Raw genomic sequence first — 16249 nt, forward strand, 5'->3', positions numbered from 1 at the left:
CGGCACAGCACCCCAAGCCTGCTCAATTCGCCGCCTGCCCCGCCCGCCAGCCACCGCCCAAGGCGCGGTACACCGCCACCAGCGACGTGGCCGTGCCGACCTGCGCCTGCACCCACTGGTCTCGGTAGCCCAGCGCTTCGCGCTCGGCGTCGAGCACGGGCAGGAAATCGCTCACGCCGGCCTCGTAGCGCGCACGGGCCAGGCCGGCGGCCTCGTCGGCGCTGCGGGCGGCCGCTTCGAGCTGGGCGGCCCGCTCCGCGCTGCGCGTGTAGCTGCTGAAGGCACCTTCCGTTTCCTCCAGCGCCACAGCCACGGCCTGCTCGAAGCCGGCCAGGCTCTGCTGCGCGCGCGCTTCGCTGGCGCGGATGCGCGAGCGGATAGCGCCCAGGTCAAAGGGCGTCCAGCTCAAGCCCGCGCCGAGCGAGTAGCGGGCCGCTTCACCCCGGCCCAGGCTGGAGAGCGACGCCGCGTTGAGCCCCAGCAGCCCCGAGAGCGACAGGCGCGGGTAGAGCTCGCCCCGCGCCACGCCGATGAGCGCGGTGGACGCGGCGAGCTGCCTTTCGGCTGCGATCACGTCCGGCCGCCGCTGCAGCCATTGTTCGGGCGTGCCCACGGGCAGCTTCGCGAGGTCGGTGACGGGCAGGGCGGGCAGCGCGGTCATGGGCGTGGCCGGCGACAGCTCGGCCAGCAGCGCGCGGGGCGCCTGCGCCGTGAGTGTGGCCAGGCGGAAGACGGTGCGCTCGGCCGCGGTCTGCAGGGCCGGCAAGGCGGCCTCGGTGCTGGCCACCAGCGACTGCGCGCGCGCCAGGTCGAGCTGCGTGCCGCGACCGGCCTCCACGCGGGCCTGCGTGATGCGCAGCGACTCGCGCTGGTTGGCCAGGCTCACCACGGTGACCTGCAGGCGCAGTTGCAGGCCGCGCAGCTCCAGGTAGTTGCGCGCCACCTCGGCGGCCACCGAAGTCTGTGCCGCGTGCACCTGGGCCTGCCCGGCCGCCGAGAGGGCCGATGCGGCCTCGCTGCCCCGGCGCAGACGGCCGAAGAGATCGAGCTCCCACTGCGCCAGGAAGCTGGCGTCGAAGGTGCTGCCCGTGCGCGTGCTGCGCGGGGTGCCGGGCTGCTGCGTGAGCGGCCGGATGGCCCGCGTGGCGCTGCTGTCCAGGCCCACGCCCGGCCGCAGCGCGGCCTCGGCCTCGTCTTGCCCGGCGCGCGCTTCCAGCAGGCGGCCTTGCGCCACGCGGACGTCGCCGTTGGCGACGACGGCACGTTCGATCAGCGCGTTGAGCTTGGGGTCACCGAACCCGCGCCAAAACGTGGCGATGTCTTCCGCCGGCTGCCGCGCATCGAGCGCGGGGGTGCCGGCACCGACGAAGCCGCTGTCCAGCGCCAGCGCCGGGCGCTGGTAGTCGGGGCCCACGGTCGTGCAGCCGGCCACCGCAGCGGCCGCCAGGGCCAGCAACGCTGCGCGCGGCAGGGCGTTGGACTTGCGCGCGCTCATGGCCGGTCTCCCTGGGCCAGGGTGGGAGGTGCCTCGGGCGGCACGTCTGGCGGCGCCTGCAGGCGCGCCGCACGGCGGGCGCGCAGCAGCGCGTAGAACACGGGCGTGAGAAAGATGCCGAAGAGCGTGACGCCCACCATGCCCGAGAACACGGCGATGCCCATCGCGCGCCGCATCTCGCTGCCCGCCCCGCTGCCCAGGATCAGCGGAATGACGCCGGCGCAGAACGCGATGCTCGTCATCAGGATGGGCCGCAGCCGCATGCGGCAGGCGTGGATGACGGCGTCCAGCATCTGCTCGCCCTGGTCTTCCAGTTCCTTGGCGAACTCGACGATGAGGATGGCGTTCTTGCAGGCCAGCCCCACCAGCACCACCAGCGCCACCTGCGTGAAGATGTTCAGGTCACCCGGCTGCATGAAGGGCGGGAAGCTCGACACCCACACGCCGAAAAGCGCCGAGAGGATGCCCATCGGCACGATCAGCACGATGACCATGGGCAGGCTCCAGCTCTCGTACTGCGCCGCCAGCACCAGGATGACCAGCAGCACGCTGATGGCCAGCACGGCCGCCAGCACCGGCACCTTCCAGGTGGTGCCGGGGATGGCGAAATCGCGTGTCAGGCGGTCCTGGTAGGTCAGCTCCGTCCACTCGTAGCTCATGCCGCGCGGCAACGTGCGCTGCAGCAGCGTTTCGATCTCGGCTTCGGCCTGGCTCGACGAGAAACCCAGGTTCGGCGCGCCGTTGATGTCGGCCGAGGGGTAGCCGTTGTAGCGCGTCACGCGCGTCGGCCCGAAGGTGGGCTGCACCGTCATCAGCGCGCCCAGCGGCACCATCTCGCCCGCCGCGTTGCGCGTTTTCAGGTTGGTGATGGCACTGGCGTCGGCGCGGAAGGGCGCATCGGCCTGCACCACCACCTGGTAGGTCTTGCCGAACTGGGTGAAGTCGTTGACGTAGAGCGAGCCCAGGTTCACCTGCATCGTGTCGTAGATGTCCGACAGGCGGATGCCCATCTGCTTGGCACGGGTGCGGTCGACGTTGGCGTAGAGCTGCGGCACGTTGATGTCGTAGCCCGAGAAGGGCGTGCCGATGCTCGACTTCGGGTTGCCGTACACCTGCCCCAGCGTGCCCCACACCGCGCCGAAGAGGGCCTGCTCGCCGAGGCCGGCGCGGTCTTGCACCTGCAGCTTGAAGCCGCCGGCATTGCCCAGCCCGTCCACCGCCGGCGGCGGCACGACGAACATGCGCGCGCCCTCGATCTGCTGGATGGCCCCGTTCACGGCCCCCAGGATCGCCCCCTTGCTGAGATCGGGCGTGGTGCGCTTCTCGAAATCAGCCAGGCCGAAGAACACGATGCCTTCGTTCGGCGCCGCCGAGAACCCGGCGATGGACAGGCCCGGGAAGGCCACCGAATCCACGATGCCCGGCACCTTCAGCGCGATGTCGCTCATCTGGCGGATCACGGCCTCGGTGCGGTCGATGGAGGCGCCGGCGGGCAGCTGCGCGATGCCGATCAGGTACTGCTTGTCAGGCGCCGGCACGAAGCCGCCGGGAATGCGCATGAAGAGCAGCCCGGCCGCGCCCAGCAGCACCGCGTAGACGAGCAGCGAGACGCTCTTGCGCCGCACCACCCGCGTGACGCCGTTGCCGTAGCCCTCGCTGGCGCGGTGGAAGAAGCGGTTGAAGACGCGGAAGAAGCCGCCGAGCACGGCATCGATGCCCCGCGTCAGCCGGTCTTTCGGCGCATCGTGCGGGCGCAGCAGGATGGCGCTGAGCGCCGGGCTGAGTGTCAGCGAGTTGAAGGCCGAGATGACGGTGCTGATGGCGATCGTCACCGCGAACTGCTTGTAGAACTGCCCCGTGAGCCCGGGCACGAAAGCCAGCGGCACGAACACCGCGCACAGCACCAGCGCGATGGCGATGATGGGCCCGGAGACCTCGCGCATGGCCTTCACCGTCGCGTCGTGCGGGCTCAGCCCGGCCTCGATGTTGCGCTCGACGTTCTCCACCACCACGATGGCATCGTCGACCACGATGCCGATGGCCAGCACCAGGCCGAAGAGCGTGAGCGTGTTGATCGAGTAGCCCAGCAGCAGCAGGAAGGCGAAGGTGCCCACGATGCTGACCGGCACCGCCAGCAGCGGGATGATCGAGGCGCGCCAGGTCTGCAGGAAGACGATCACCACCAGCACCACCAGCAGCACGGCTTCGATCAGCGTGACCACCACCTTCTCGATGCTGGTCTGCACGAAGCGCGTGGGGTCGTAGACGATGTCGTAGTCCATGCCCACCGGGAAGCCCGCCTTGAGCCGCTCCATGGCCTTGCGCACGTCGTTGCTCAGCGCCAGCGCGTTGCTGCCCGGGGCCTGGAAGATGGCGATGGCCGCAGCCTCCTTGTTGTTGAGCAGGCTGCGCAGCGCGTAGTTGCCGGCCGAGAGCTCGACGCGGCCGATGTCGCGGATGCGGATCAGGCCCCCCGTGGCCGGGTCGGCGCGCACGATGATGTCGGCGAACTCCTGCTCGGTGCTCAGGCGACCCTGCGTGTTCACCGCGAGCTGGAACTCGGTGCCCTTGGGCGCGGGCGGCGCGCCCACGGTGCCCGCGGCCACCTGCGCGTTCTGCTCGCGGATGGCGCCCACCACCTCGGCGGTGGTGAGGTTGCGGGCAGCGAGCTTGGTCGGATCGAGCCACACCCGCATGGCGTAGTCGCCGGCGCCGAAGAGGATCACCGAACCCATGCCGGGGATGCGCAGCAGCTCGTCACGCACGTTGAGCTGGCCGTAGTTGCGCAGGTACAGCGCGTCGCGGCTGTTGTCGGGGCTGACCAGGTGCACCACCAGGGTCAGGTTCGGGCTGCTTTTCTCGGTGGTGACGCCGATCTGCCGCACGATCTCGGGCAGGCGCGGCAGCGCGCGGTTGATGCGGTTCTGCACCGCGGTTTCGGCCGCCTCGGGGCTGGTGCCGATCTTGAACGTCACGGTCAGCGTCATGCCGCCGTCGGCGGTGGCCTGCGAGTCGAAATACAGCAGGTTCTCGATGCCGCTGATCTGCTCTTCCAGCGGCGTGGCCACCGTCTCGGAGATGACGCGCGGGTTGGCGCCGGGGAACTGCGCCCGCACCACGATCTGCGGCGGCGCGACCTCGGGGTACTCCGACACCGGCAGGCGGAAGATGGCCAGCAGGCCGAGCAGGAAGACGAAGATCGACAGCACGGCGGCGAAACGCGGCCGGTCGATGAAGAAGCGCGAGATGTCCATGCGCGCGACCTCAGGCCTTCTTCTCGGCCTGGGCCGGCGCCGCGGGCGGCGGCAGGCCGCGCTCGTCGACCTTCAGCACCTGCGGCGCCACCGGCACGCCGGGGATGATGCGCTGCAGCCCTTCCACCACCACGTTCTCGCCCGGCTTGAGCTTGCCGCCGCCGACCACGCGCATGCCGTCCTTCAGCGCGCCGAGCTGCACTTCGCGGAACTGCGGCTGGCCGTCGGCGCCCACCACGACGACGAACTTCTTGGTCTGGTCGGTGCCGATGGCGCGCTCGGGCACGAGGATGGCGCTGTAGGGCGCGCTGGTGGCCATCACCAGCCGCGCCGCCAGCCCGGGCACGAACTGGCCCTTGGCGTTGTCGAAGCTGGCGCGCAGGCGGATGGCGCCGGTCTGCGCGTTCAGGCGGTTGTCGATGAAGTCGAGCTTGCCCACGTGCGGGTAACCCTCTTCGTTGGCCAGCGCCATGCGCACGGCCGGCGCCTTCTCGCCCGCGGCGCGGATGCGCAGGAAGGCCTGCTCGCTGCCGTCGAAGTAGGCGTGCACGCGCGCCACGCCGGCGATGGAGGTGAGCACGGCCTGTTCGTTGACGAGGTTGCCCGCCGTGATGAGGGCGCGCGAAACGCGGCCCGCGATGGGCGCGCGCACGGCCGTGAACTCCAGGTTCAGCCGGGCCACGCGCAGCGCGGCCTCGGCCGCGGCAATGTCAGAGGCGCCGGTGCGCGCACTGGCGGCGAGCTGGTCGAGTTCCTGGCGGCTCACGGCCTTGGCGGCCAGCAGCTTCTCGGCCCGCGCCAGCTCGGCGGCGGCGAGCTCGGCGCGCGTGCGCACGGCCGCCAGCTGCGACTCCAGCCGCGCCACCTCGGCCGCGTAGGGCCGCGGGTCGACGGTGAAGAGCAGCTGGCCGCGCCCGACCAGGGCGCCGTCGGTGAAGTGCACGCGGTCGATGACGCCGGCCACGCGCGGGCGGATCTCCACGTACTCGGCGGCTTCGATGCGCCCGCTGAACTCTTCGCTGTCGGCCAGGGTGCGCTGCACCACCGGCACCACGCTCACCGACGCCGGGCCCTGCGGGCCGCCTTGTGCACCAGCGGGGTCGCTGCACCCCATGAAAGCGGGCAGGCAGGCCAGCAACAGCGCGGCCAGGCCCAGGGGGGCGAAGGAAGACTTGTTCATCGGTGGATCTTTCCGGGGGAGGGCCGGCGGCCGTGACGCCCGCCGCGGGCCGCGAGGACGTTCAACATGGAGGTTAGAACCCCCATGTTGCCTCAGGATTTCAAGCCGTGCTGCGCGCGCCCCCGGACGGCGCCAGCCCCAGCACCCGCGCCAGTTCGACGCTGAGCGTCGTCAGGTCGAAAGGCTTCTGCAGGCGGCCGCGGAAGCCGTGGGCCTCATGGTGGGCGAGCACGTCGTCGTCGGCATAGCCGCTGGCCACAATGGCCACCACCTGCGGATCGTGCGCGCGCAGCCGCGCCAGCACCTGCGCGCCGCCTTCGTGCCCGGGGATCGTCAGGTCGAGGATCACGGCGTCGTAAGGCTGGCCCGCCTGCCGGGCCCGGCCGTACAGCGCCAGCGCCTCTTCGCCGTGGCCGCAGGCATCGGCGGCATAACCCAGGCGTTCGAGCATGCGCTGGGCCAAGACGCGGATGGTCTCGTCGTCGTCCATCACCAGGATGCGGCCCGTGCCGGCCACGGCGCACGGCACCGCCGGCGCGCGCGGCACCGCGTCGGTGGCGGGCAGGAACAGGGTGAAGAGGCTGCCCTGGCCCAGGGTCGACTCCACCGTGATGCGGCCGCCGTGACGCGCCAGGATGGCGTACGAAGTCGACAGCCCCAGGCCGCTGCCCTGGGGCTTGGTGGTGAAGAAAGGGTCGAAGATGTGCGGCAGGTCGGCCGGCGAGATGCCGCCGCCCTCGTCGGCCACCGTGATCTGCACATAGGGCCCGGCCGGCAGGCCCGACGCATGCTCGGCCCCCAGCCGCGTGTTGCCGGCCCCGATGCGGATGGCGCCGCCCTGCGGCATGGCCTGGATGGCGTTGATGACGAGGTTGCCGATCACCTGGCTGAGCTGACCCACATCGGCATGGACGGCGGCCAGGTCGCTGGCGATGGCGAATTCGCACCGCGCCTTCGAGCCGCGGGCCACGAAGGTGGCTGAATCGACGATCAACTCGCCGATGGACGCCACCTCGCGCACCGGCGCACCGCCCTTGGCGAAGGTCAGCAGCTGCTTGGTGAGCGCAGCGGCGCGCCCGGTGGCATCTTCCAGCACCTTCAGCAGGCCGTCCGCCTCGGGCGGCGCGAGCGGCATGGCGCGCAGCAGCGAGACATTGCCGCGCACCGCCGTCAGCAGGTTGTTGAAATCGTGCGCAATGCCCGCGGCCAGCGTGCCCAGCGATTCGAGCTTCTGCGCCTCGCGCACCCGGTCTTCCAGCCGCCGCCGCTCGGTGATGTCGATCTGCGAGCCCACCATGCGGCGCGGACGCCCGGCCTCGTCGCGCAGCACCGAGGCCTGCCCGAGGATCCAGCGGTACGAACCGTCGCGGTGCCGCATGCGCACGATCACGTCATAGGGCTGGCCCGGGTCTTCCAGGCTGGCCTGCGCCGCGGCCAGGGTCGGTTCCAGGTCGTCGGGATGCACGCGAACACGCCACTCCTCGAAGGAATCGGCCACCTCGTCGGGGGCGTAGCCGAGCTGGCGCTTCCAGGCGTCGGAGTAGTGAACCTCGTTGGTGCGCAGGTCCCAGTCCCACAGCCCGACGCCACCGGCCAGCGTGGCCTGGGTGACGCTCTGCAGCGCATGCTCCAGCGCCTGCTGCCGCTGGCGCTCGGCCGTGACATCGAAGCCGGTGCTGATGAAACAGTCGCCCACCGGGATGCTCATCATGCGGAAGATCTGCTGCGCACCCGCGAAGGCCCGCTCCCACTGCAAGGGCTGCCCGCTGGCCATGATCTCCTCGACCATCGGGCGCAGCGTGGCCACGGTGTCGGCGTCAGGAAAGAGGTCCCCCGCGGTCCTGCCCACCGCGTCTTCGAGCCGGAGCCCCCAGGCCTTCAGCGCGGCAGCGTTGGCTTCCACGAGGCGCCAGGTGAGGAGGGCGCCCTGCTCGTCGCGGACCAGCTGCCAGATGTGCACCTCCATCGGCGAATGCTCGAAGAGGCTGCGGTACAGCAGGTCGCGCGACACAGTGCCCTCGGTGGCGGACGGATCAAGGGCCATGCCCGCGAGCATACGACGCAGCCCGTGCGTCTGGCTTGGCCCCCCGCGAAGGCGGGTCGGGCGTGTGTGGGGGCGCTAGAGTCTGCGGGGCCCCGTGCTGGCGCTGCAGCGACCCGCCGCCCGGCAACCCCCCCTTTCTGCTCTCACCCGCCCAGCCCCTCAAGCCATGCCCGCCACACCATCACGCGCAGAAGTCCCCGTCGAAACCACCTGGGACCTGCGGGACCTCTTTGCCAGCGAAGCCGCCTGGGAGGTCGAGTTCGAAGCCATCGAGACAGCGCGCGCCGCTCTGGCCGCCTACGAGGGCCGGCTGGGACAGGACGGCGCCACCTTGCTGGCCTGCCTGACCGACGCCGAGACGCTGGGGGCCCGGCTGGTGCGCCTGAGCACCTTCGCCTACCTGCGCAACGCGCAGGACGCGACCCACCCGCCGCACCAGGCGGCGACGGCGCGTGTGGCGGCGCTGCAAGCCCGCGTGGATGCGGCGACGAGCTTCATCGACTCGGAGATCCTGGCGCTGCCCGAAGGGCGGCTGCAGGCCTTGCGGCAGGCCGAACCGGGCCTGGCGGCCTTCGACGTGCCGCTGGACGACCTGCTGGCGCAGCGGCCCCATCAACTCACCCCCGCCACGGAGCAAGCCCTGGCAGCGCTGGGCGAGGTGCTGAATGCGCCCTACATGGTCTACGGTCGGTGCAAGTTCGGCGACATGCGCTTCGCGCCCTTCACCGACGCGCGGGGAGAGGTTCACGCCAATTCGTTCAACGCCTACGAATCGCGCTTCGAGACCCATGCCGATGTCGATGTGCGGCGCGGCGCGTGGGCCTCGTTCACCGCAGGGCTGCGGGCCCACCACCACACCAGCGCGGCCACCTTCGCCACCGAGGTCAGCAAGAACGTCGCGCTCGCCCGGCTGCGCGGCCATGCCAGCGCCGAGGCCTACCTGCTGCAGCCGCACAAGATCCCGCAGCAGCTCTACCGCAACATCCTGGACATCATCCAGGCCGAACTCGCGCCGCACATGCAGCGCTACGCGCGGCTGCGCCAGCGCGTGCTGGGCCTGGACCGCCTGCTGTACTGCGACATCAAGGCCCCGCTGGACCCGGCCTACAACCCGCCCATGCCCTGGGACGAGGCCTGCCAGCTGGTGCTGGACGCGCTGGCGCCGATGGGCGAGGACTACCTGGCCTTCGTGCGGCGCGCACTCACCCAGCGCTGGGTCGACCGCGCCGACAACGTGGGCAAGTCCTCGGGGGCCTTCTGCTCGTCGCCCTACGGCGTGCACCCCTACATCCTGATCACCTGGTCGAACACGATGCGCAACGTGTTCACGCTCGCGCACGAACTCGGGCACGGCGGACACTTCGCGCTGGCCATGAAACACCAGCGCTTCGTCAACACGCGCCCGGCGATGCCCTTCATCGAGGCGCCGTCCATCATGAACGAGATGCTGCTGGCGCAGCACATCCTGGGCCGCAGCCAGGAACAACGCCTGCGGCGCACGGTGATCATGCAGGTGCTGGGCACCTACCACCACAACTTCGTGACCCACCTGCTCGAAGCCGAACTGCAGCGGCAGGTCTACGCCCGGGCCGAGCAGGGCGGCTCGATCACGGCCTCGGTGCTCGACGACTGCCAAGGCCGCATCCTGGAAGGCTTCTGGGGCGACACGGTGCAGATCGACGACGGCGCGCGCATGACCTGGATGCGCCAGCCGCACTACTACATGGGGCTGTATCCGTACACCTACTCGGTGGGGCTCGTGGCCTCCACCGCCATGGCGCTGCGGGTGCAGGAAGAAGGCGCCCCCGCGCTGCAACGCTGGCTGCAGGTGTTGAAGGCCGGCGGCACGCGCACGCCGCTCGAACTGATGCGGTGGGCCGGCGTCGACCTCGGTTCGCCGCAGCCCATCCGCGACGCGGTCGCGTACGTCGGCCGCTTGATCGATGAGCTGGAGGTTTCGTTCGCCACCGACGCAGCGTGACCGCGGCTGCGGCCTGCACTGCCACCCCGCCTGCTTTTCAGGTCAGGCAGCCGCGGGCATCCACCGGCCAGACCGTCTCGACGACGCCCTGGGCCAGCCCGCCCCGCACGCCGACGTAGCTGCCGTGCAGGTTCACGGTCGGGTCGCAGTGGCCGGGAATCAGCCAGACGGTGTCGCCCAGCGACGGCAGCGCAGCTGCGCCGGGCTCCGTGTGCAGCACCGGGGTCAGGATGCCGTGCTCGTCGCCGCCGTTGCGGAACTCGAAGCCGCCCTGCCAGACCTTGGGCATGCCCGAATCGATCGCGTGCGATTTGTGCCCCGCATCCACCACGGCATGCGCCGCGCCGACGCTGATCACCTGCGACTTGACGAACAGCGCGTGCTCGAAGGCCACCGGCGCCGCGCCCAGGGGCTCTGGGCCGAGGTGGTTGTCGGCGTAATCGCGGTCCATGAAGACATAGCTGCCGCATTGCAGTTCACCCCACAGGCCACTGGCGGCTTCGAGCGCAAAGGTGCCGGTCCCCGCGCCAGTGACCAACGGGCACGCCAGGCCCGCAAGCGCCAGGCTGGCCTTCGCGGCGCGCACGGCCCCGGCGGCGTGTTCGATCGCGGCCTTGCGCTCAGCGGCCGATCGCAAGTGCTGCGCACCGCCGTGGTAGGCCTGCAAACCCGCCCACCGCAAGCCGTGTGACACCACGCGCAGCGCCAAGGCGCCGGCATCGGCCGGTGCGACGCCGCATCGGCCCTGCCCGACATCGATCTCCACGAAGACATCCACCTCGGTGCCTTCGGCCTTCAGCGCGGCCGCCAGGCGGTCGATGCCAAGGTGCGAATCGACGGCGATCGCCAGCCGCACACGGCCTGCCAGCACCGCCACCCGCGCGAGCTTGGCTGGGTCGACGATCTCGTTGCTGATGTAGAGGTCGGGCACGCCCTGCTCGGCCAAGGCTTCGGCCTCGCTCAGCTTCTGCACGCACACGCCCACGGCACCGGCGGCCCGCTGCAGTTGAGCGATGGCCGCACTCTTGTGCGTCTTGGCATGCGGGCGCAGCCGCAAGCCCTGTGCGTGCGCGAAGGCAGCCATCGCGGCCAGGTTGCGCTCCATCGCGTCGAGATCGATCACGAGCGCCGGCGTGTCGATGGCGGCCACGGGGTCGCCCACCCGGGCCGGCGCGCGCCGGCCTGCGACAGAGGTCATGACATCGGCTCCATGGTGTGCTGCGGTCGGTCTGGGTCCCGCCCATTCTGACGGGCCCGCACCGGCATCACCGCATGGCGCCGGAACGCAGGCCCCCGCAGCCTGTTGCCCAGCCCCCGCAGGGGCGGTCGATCCTGTCCTGAAGTGCTGTTCCGCCCCGGGCTGCGGCGGGACACCATGGGTCTCCGCGCTCGGGCGCGCAGGGCGCGCTCCGATCACCGGGTCTCTTCAACTTCCGCAGCACCGACATGTCCCTCCACACCCCCCGTTTCACCGCCCGCGCCTGGCGCACCGCCGTGCCCAAGTGCATGCTCCTGATCAGCCTGGGCCTGGCTGGCGCCTGGTCCCAGGCCAGCACCGTGGTGCTCACCACCTCGCAGGCACAGATCAGGCCCGGCGCGGACAACCAGGGTTGGCTGAGTTCGGTCTCGGCCAACGAGAATGCCTTCAACGACAACCACATCACCGGGCTGTTCGGGCCCGGCGAGGAGTACCGCAGCTTCTTCTCCTTCAGTCTGCAGTCGCTCACCGGCACCGTGCTGGGCGCACGGATCGAACTTCGCCGCTACCAGCAGCAAGGCACGGTGAACCTGGGCTTCTGGGACACCACCGCCACGGCCGCTGAACTCTCGGCCACGCGCGACGGCCTCTTCAGCCCGGGCATCTTCGAAGACCTGGGCAGCGGCACCAGCTACGGCAGCTTCCAGGTCGTCCAAGGCGATGGCGAAGACATCCTCGCCTTCGAGCTCAACGCGCAGGCCCTCAGCGCCCTCAATGCCCGCCTGGCGCAGCCCGGCGACGGCTACTTCTCGCTGGGCGCGGCGGTGCAGGGTGAGGGCTATCTCTTCGCCACGTCCAACGACGAGCCGGGCGCCAGCGGCGGGCTCTTGAACAGCCCGCAACGCCTGGTGCTGCGCATGGCCGAAAGCCAACCGGTGCCCGAGCCCGGCTCGCTGGCACTGGCGGTGCTGGGCCTGGCTGTGGCGGCCCGCGCCACCAGGATGCGTTCGCGCGCCTGAGCGCGCCAGCCTGCGTCAAGCCGCGGGGCCGACCCCCGCGGATGTCCAGGTGGACGAGCGGTTGCGACGCAGGTAGCGCCGCCGCATGGCAGCGTCCATCGGGTCAAGGCTCGGGAACCAAGGCAGGTGCACCGCAGCAAACGGCCCAGCCACGCGCACCCCATCGGTGAAGTGCCCGCGGTAGTGGGACTTGTTGCAGACCGCGAAGGTGGTGTCCACGTGCGCGGCATACACCGGCCAGGGCTCGCCCTCCAGCTTGAAGCGCCAATAGGGTGCCTCCCACTCGGGCACCGAGAGCCAGGCCTCGTAGGGAATGGGTCGCCGCGTCTGCAGCCACTGGCGCGTCTGCACCAGCGGTGCGGGCACCGGCGTCTCCAGTGTCAGCGCAAAGCCCGCCTTGAACACGCGGTAACGCTCGGTCAGTTCGCAAAGGGTCTGCAAGAAGTCGGCCGGCAGCGCGGCGTTGAGCTGCAGGTCGGGATCGGTGTAGGCGAAGAGCGCGGGCAGCTCGGCATACAGCGGCGGCAGAAAGCCGACCTGGTGGCCGTGGTTGTGGGCACAGCGCACCCACCACGCCTCACCGCGGGCATGCAGGCCTTGCAGGGTGTGCACGGTGAAAGGGTCGTCGGAGGCGTTGTCGATGACGATGGGCCGAAGGCCGCGCTCGCGCAGCTGCCGCACCATCGACACCACATGCACACCGTTGTTGTAGGCCACCACCAGCACCGGGAAGGGCTGCGTCGTTGCCTGCAAGGCCTGCAGAGCCTGCCGCAACTGCTGGGCCGGGCCTCGCAGCTGCCGCGCCAGGCGCCGCTGGCGCCAGTGCTGCCTGAGTTGCCGCAGATTCATGACGTGCACATGCGAGGTGGTTCCGGGGCTGGGCGCGTTCAGGCGCTCTGGGCCCGGCATTCGATGCGAGGGACGGCGTCATCGCCACTGCCCTCTCGGGCAGACGCTGCGGCCTTGCATTGGGCACGCCACACTGCCCCTTCGGGCTATCGCCGCAGGGGGCGCGCGCTGGAAGTCTTGCTGGCTCGCACCACTACGCAGCACCGGCTGCCCAAGACCATGAAGCACTTGTCCACGCGCACGCAGCGAACCCTTCACCTGCTGGCCGCCTCTGCGGCCTTCGGCCCCCTGTTGGTGCTCGGCCTGGCTGGCACTGCCTCGGCCCAGAGCTCCCCGCAGGCGGCACCGGCCGAGCGTGTGGAGGTCACCGGCAGCCGCATCCGCTCGCTCAGCGCCGAGTCGCCCTCGCCGCTGCAGGTGATCTCGTCGGACGACATCGCCAAGTCGGGTGCCGTCAACATCCAGGACCTGCTGCTGAAGAACCCCATCGCCGCCAGCCCGGCCATCAGCCGCACCAACTCGAACTTCTCCACCGCCAGCGCCGGCGTGGCCACGGTGAACCTGCGCAACCTCGGTGAATCGCGCACGCTGGTGCTCATCAACGGCAAGCGCACGGTGGCCGGCGTGCCGGGCAGCTCGGCGGTGGACCTGAACAACATCCCCACCGAGTTCATCGAACGCGTGGAGATCCTCACCGGTGGCGCCTCGTCGCTCTACGGCTCCGATGCGGTGGCCGGCGTGGTGAACATCGTCTTCAAGCGCAGCTTCGAGGGCGTGGCCGCCGACCTGCAGGTGGGCCAGAGCGAAGAGGGCGACGACCGCAAGAAGAAGTTCTCGCTGACCTTCGGCACCACGGGCAACAACGGCAAGACCTCGCTGATGGGGCACCTGGCCGTCAGCGAGCAGGGTGCGGTGTACTCGCGCGACCGCGCACCTTCGGCGGTCGACCAGTTCTCGGTGGGCGCGCGCGGCGACGCCACCGCACGCCGGCCCCAAGACCTGTTCACGGCCCAGCGCCCCTTCTTCTCGAGCTTCGTGCCGCAGGGCTACTTCTTCACCGACAGCTACAACGGCACCAACGCCTTCACCTACAACCGCGCCGGGCAGGTGGTGCGTGAAGACACCAACGGCACGCGCGGCGAAGCCACGGGCTTCAACCGCAGCGAGTTCCGCACCATCGCGCTGCCCATCAAGCGCGCGCTCTTCGCCGCCAAGGCCGAACACGAGTTCGCGCCTTCGCACTCGGTCTACCTCGACGGCAGCTACGCGCAGAGCAGGAGCAGCACCGAACTGGAACCCTATCCCCTGGGTTCCGACGACATCCTGCCGGCCAGCGGCGGCCAGGTGCCGGCCGGCGCGCTGGTGGGTGGCGTGCTGGTGCGCAACCCGCTGGTGCCCGACCACATCTGGAACGACATCAGCGACACCGACGGCGACGGCATTCCCGACTACTACTTCACCCGCCGCATGTCGGAAGTGGGCAACCGCGGCAACCGCGCCGAGCGCGACAACTTCCGCTTCGTCACCGGCGTGAAGGGCGACTTCGGCGCGAGCCTGGCCTACGAGGCCTTCGTGGGCTATGGCGTGACCAAGGAATCGCAGACCTCCGGCGGCCAGGTCAACGTGCTGAACTTCCGCTACGCGCTCGACGCGCTGCCCGACACCAACGACATCGACGGCGACGGCAACCGTACCGAGGCCATCTGCCGTGACGCCAATGCGCGCGCGCAGGGCTGCGTGCCGATCAACGTCTTCGGCCGCGGTGCCGTGAGCCCCGCCGCCCTGAACTACGTGCAGGCGCCGGGCTCGCTGAGCACCTCCACCTCGCAGCGCGTGGCGGGCCTGAGCATCTCGGGCGAGGCCTTCACGCTGCCGGCGGGCGCCGTGGGCTACGCCGCGGGCGTGGAGTACCGCAAGGAAAATTCGCGCAGCGAGTTCGACGCCTTGCAGCAGTCGGGACTGAACGCCGGCAACGCCATCCCGGCCACGCGCGGCAGCTTCGACGTGAGCGAGGTCTTCTTCGAGACGCGCCTGCCGCTGCTGAAGAACCTGCCCTTCGTCAAGCAGCTCACCGGCGTGCTGGCCGCTCGCGGCAGCGACTACAGCACCGTGGGCAACACCACCAGCTGGAACGCGGGCCTGGAGTGGGCCGTCAACAGCGACGTGAAGGTGCGGCTCTCGCGCACGCAGTCGACCCGTGCCCCCAACATCAACGAGCTCTTCGCACCGCCGAGCCAGACTTTCCCGGCCGGACTGACCGACCCCTGCGTCGGCGTGACGGCCACCAGCACCGGCGTCACGGCCGAGCGCTGCCGCGCCGCACCGGGCGTGAACGCGAACATCGCCGCCAACGGCAGCTTCCGCGCGACGCAGGCCGACCTGCAGGGCATCAGCGGCTTCGACCGCGGCAACCCGGCGCTGCAGGAGGAGAAGGGCCGTTCGTTCACCGCCGGCATCGTGTTCACGCCCAGCGGCGTGCCCGCGTTGCGCAACCTGTCGGTGACGCTGGACTACTTCAAGATCGACATCTCCGACGCCATCACGGCCACACCGCGACAGTTCATCCTCACGCAGTGCTACAGCGGCGATGCCTCGTTCTGCCGCCTGGTCACGCGCCGCGCCAACGCCGTGGGGCCCAACAGCGCCGGCTCCATCAGCTTCCTCGACAGCCAGGACAGCAACGGCGGTGGCGAAGGCGTGGAAGGCCTGGACCTGACGGCCAGCTACAGCCTGCTGCTGGGCCCCGGCCGCCTGAGCACGCGCCTGGCCTACACCTGGATGAAGGAGGGCTACGAAATACCCGCCATCGGTGCCGCGCGCGACAAGTTCGCGGGCGAGATCGGCACGCCGGAGCACAAGTTCGCCTTCGACCTGGGCTACGAGTTCGGCAACTTCAGCATCCGCAGCACCACCACCTACATCGGCAAGTCGGCGGTGGACGACCAGTTCCTGGCCTCCAACTTCGCGCCGCGCGGCCGCGTGCCGGCTGGCAGCGTGACGGTGCCGGCCAAGGCCTACCTCGACCTGCAGTTCGGCTACCGCGTCACCAAGCAGTGGCAGCTCTACGCGGGCATCGACAACGCCACCGGCACCAAGGCCCCGCTGATTCCTTCGGGCGTGCCCAGCAGCGTCACGGGGACCGAGACCGATGCCGGTACCTACGACGCCATCGGCCGCCGTTACTACCTGGGCCTGCGGGCGAGCTTCTGAGCGCTGGCTGAGCGCGCAG

The 16249-nt window shown here is 70.4% G+C and carries 9 protein-coding genes; 3 read left to right on the forward strand and 6 right to left on the reverse strand.

What is annotated here, in order from left to right:
- Window positions 1-22: 22 nt before the first annotated feature.
- From EOE66_RS19675 to EOE66_RS19690, 4 genes are all read right to left on the reverse strand, one after another.
- Window positions 23-1495 carry an efflux transporter outer membrane subunit gene (locus EOE66_RS19675; protein ID WP_128230437.1) on the reverse strand — a complete coding sequence of 491 codons (1473 nt, stop codon included), beginning with the start codon at window positions 1493-1495 and terminating at the stop codon, window positions 23-25.
- On the reverse strand, window positions 1492-4749 hold the full coding sequence (locus EOE66_RS19680) for an efflux RND transporter permease subunit (RefSeq protein WP_128230438.1): 3258 nt from the start codon (window positions 4747-4749) through the stop codon (window positions 1492-1494). Before EOE66_RS19680 ends, EOE66_RS19675 begins: the two co-directional genes overlap by 4 nt.
- Window positions 4750-4759: 10 nt before the next feature.
- Entirely contained in the window at window positions 4760-5929 is a 1170-nt protein-coding gene (locus EOE66_RS19685) for an efflux RND transporter periplasmic adaptor subunit (RefSeq protein WP_128230439.1), read from the reverse strand.
- Between the two features lie 100 nt (window positions 5930-6029).
- Window positions 6030-7973, reverse strand: coding sequence for a PAS domain-containing hybrid sensor histidine kinase/response regulator (locus tag EOE66_RS19690; RefSeq protein WP_164885189.1), 1944 nt, complete (start codon window positions 7971-7973; stop codon window positions 6030-6032).
- A gap of 166 nt (window positions 7974-8139) precedes the next feature.
- Between EOE66_RS19690 and pepF the strand changes: the two genes are divergently transcribed.
- On the forward strand, window positions 8140-9954 hold the full coding sequence (gene pepF, locus EOE66_RS19695) for an oligoendopeptidase F (protein ID WP_128230441.1): 1815 nt from the start codon (window positions 8140-8142) through the stop codon (window positions 9952-9954).
- Between the two features lie 37 nt (window positions 9955-9991).
- Here pepF and EOE66_RS19700 read toward each other — a convergent pair whose 3' ends face one another.
- Complete coding sequence (locus tag EOE66_RS19700; RefSeq protein ID WP_128230442.1) at window positions 9992-11152, reverse strand: DSD1 family PLP-dependent enzyme; 1161 nt, start codon at window positions 11150-11152, stop codon at window positions 9992-9994.
- 248 nt (window positions 11153-11400) lie between these two features.
- On the opposite strand from EOE66_RS19700, the gene EOE66_RS19705 reads away from it, so the two are divergent.
- Window positions 11401-12171, forward strand: a complete 771-nt coding sequence (locus tag EOE66_RS19705) for a PEP-CTERM sorting domain-containing protein (RefSeq protein ID WP_128230443.1) — start codon at window positions 11401-11403, stop codon at window positions 12169-12171.
- A gap of 15 nt (window positions 12172-12186) precedes the next feature.
- Here EOE66_RS19705 and EOE66_RS19710 read toward each other — a convergent pair whose 3' ends face one another.
- A complete protein-coding gene (locus tag EOE66_RS19710; protein ID WP_128230444.1) occupies window positions 12187-13020 on the reverse strand; it encodes a hypothetical protein in 834 nt (277 codons plus the stop codon).
- A 219-nt stretch (window positions 13021-13239) separates the two neighbouring features.
- On the opposite strand from EOE66_RS19710, the gene EOE66_RS19715 reads away from it, so the two are divergent.
- Window positions 13240-16230, forward strand: coding sequence for a TonB-dependent receptor plug domain-containing protein (locus EOE66_RS19715; protein WP_128230445.1), 2991 nt, complete (start codon window positions 13240-13242; stop codon window positions 16228-16230).
- Window positions 16231-16249: the final 19 nt, after the last annotated feature.

The organism is Rubrivivax rivuli (assembly GCF_004016505.1).
Taxonomy (GTDB): domain Bacteria; phylum Pseudomonadota; class Gammaproteobacteria; order Burkholderiales; family Burkholderiaceae_C; genus Rubrivivax; species Rubrivivax rivuli.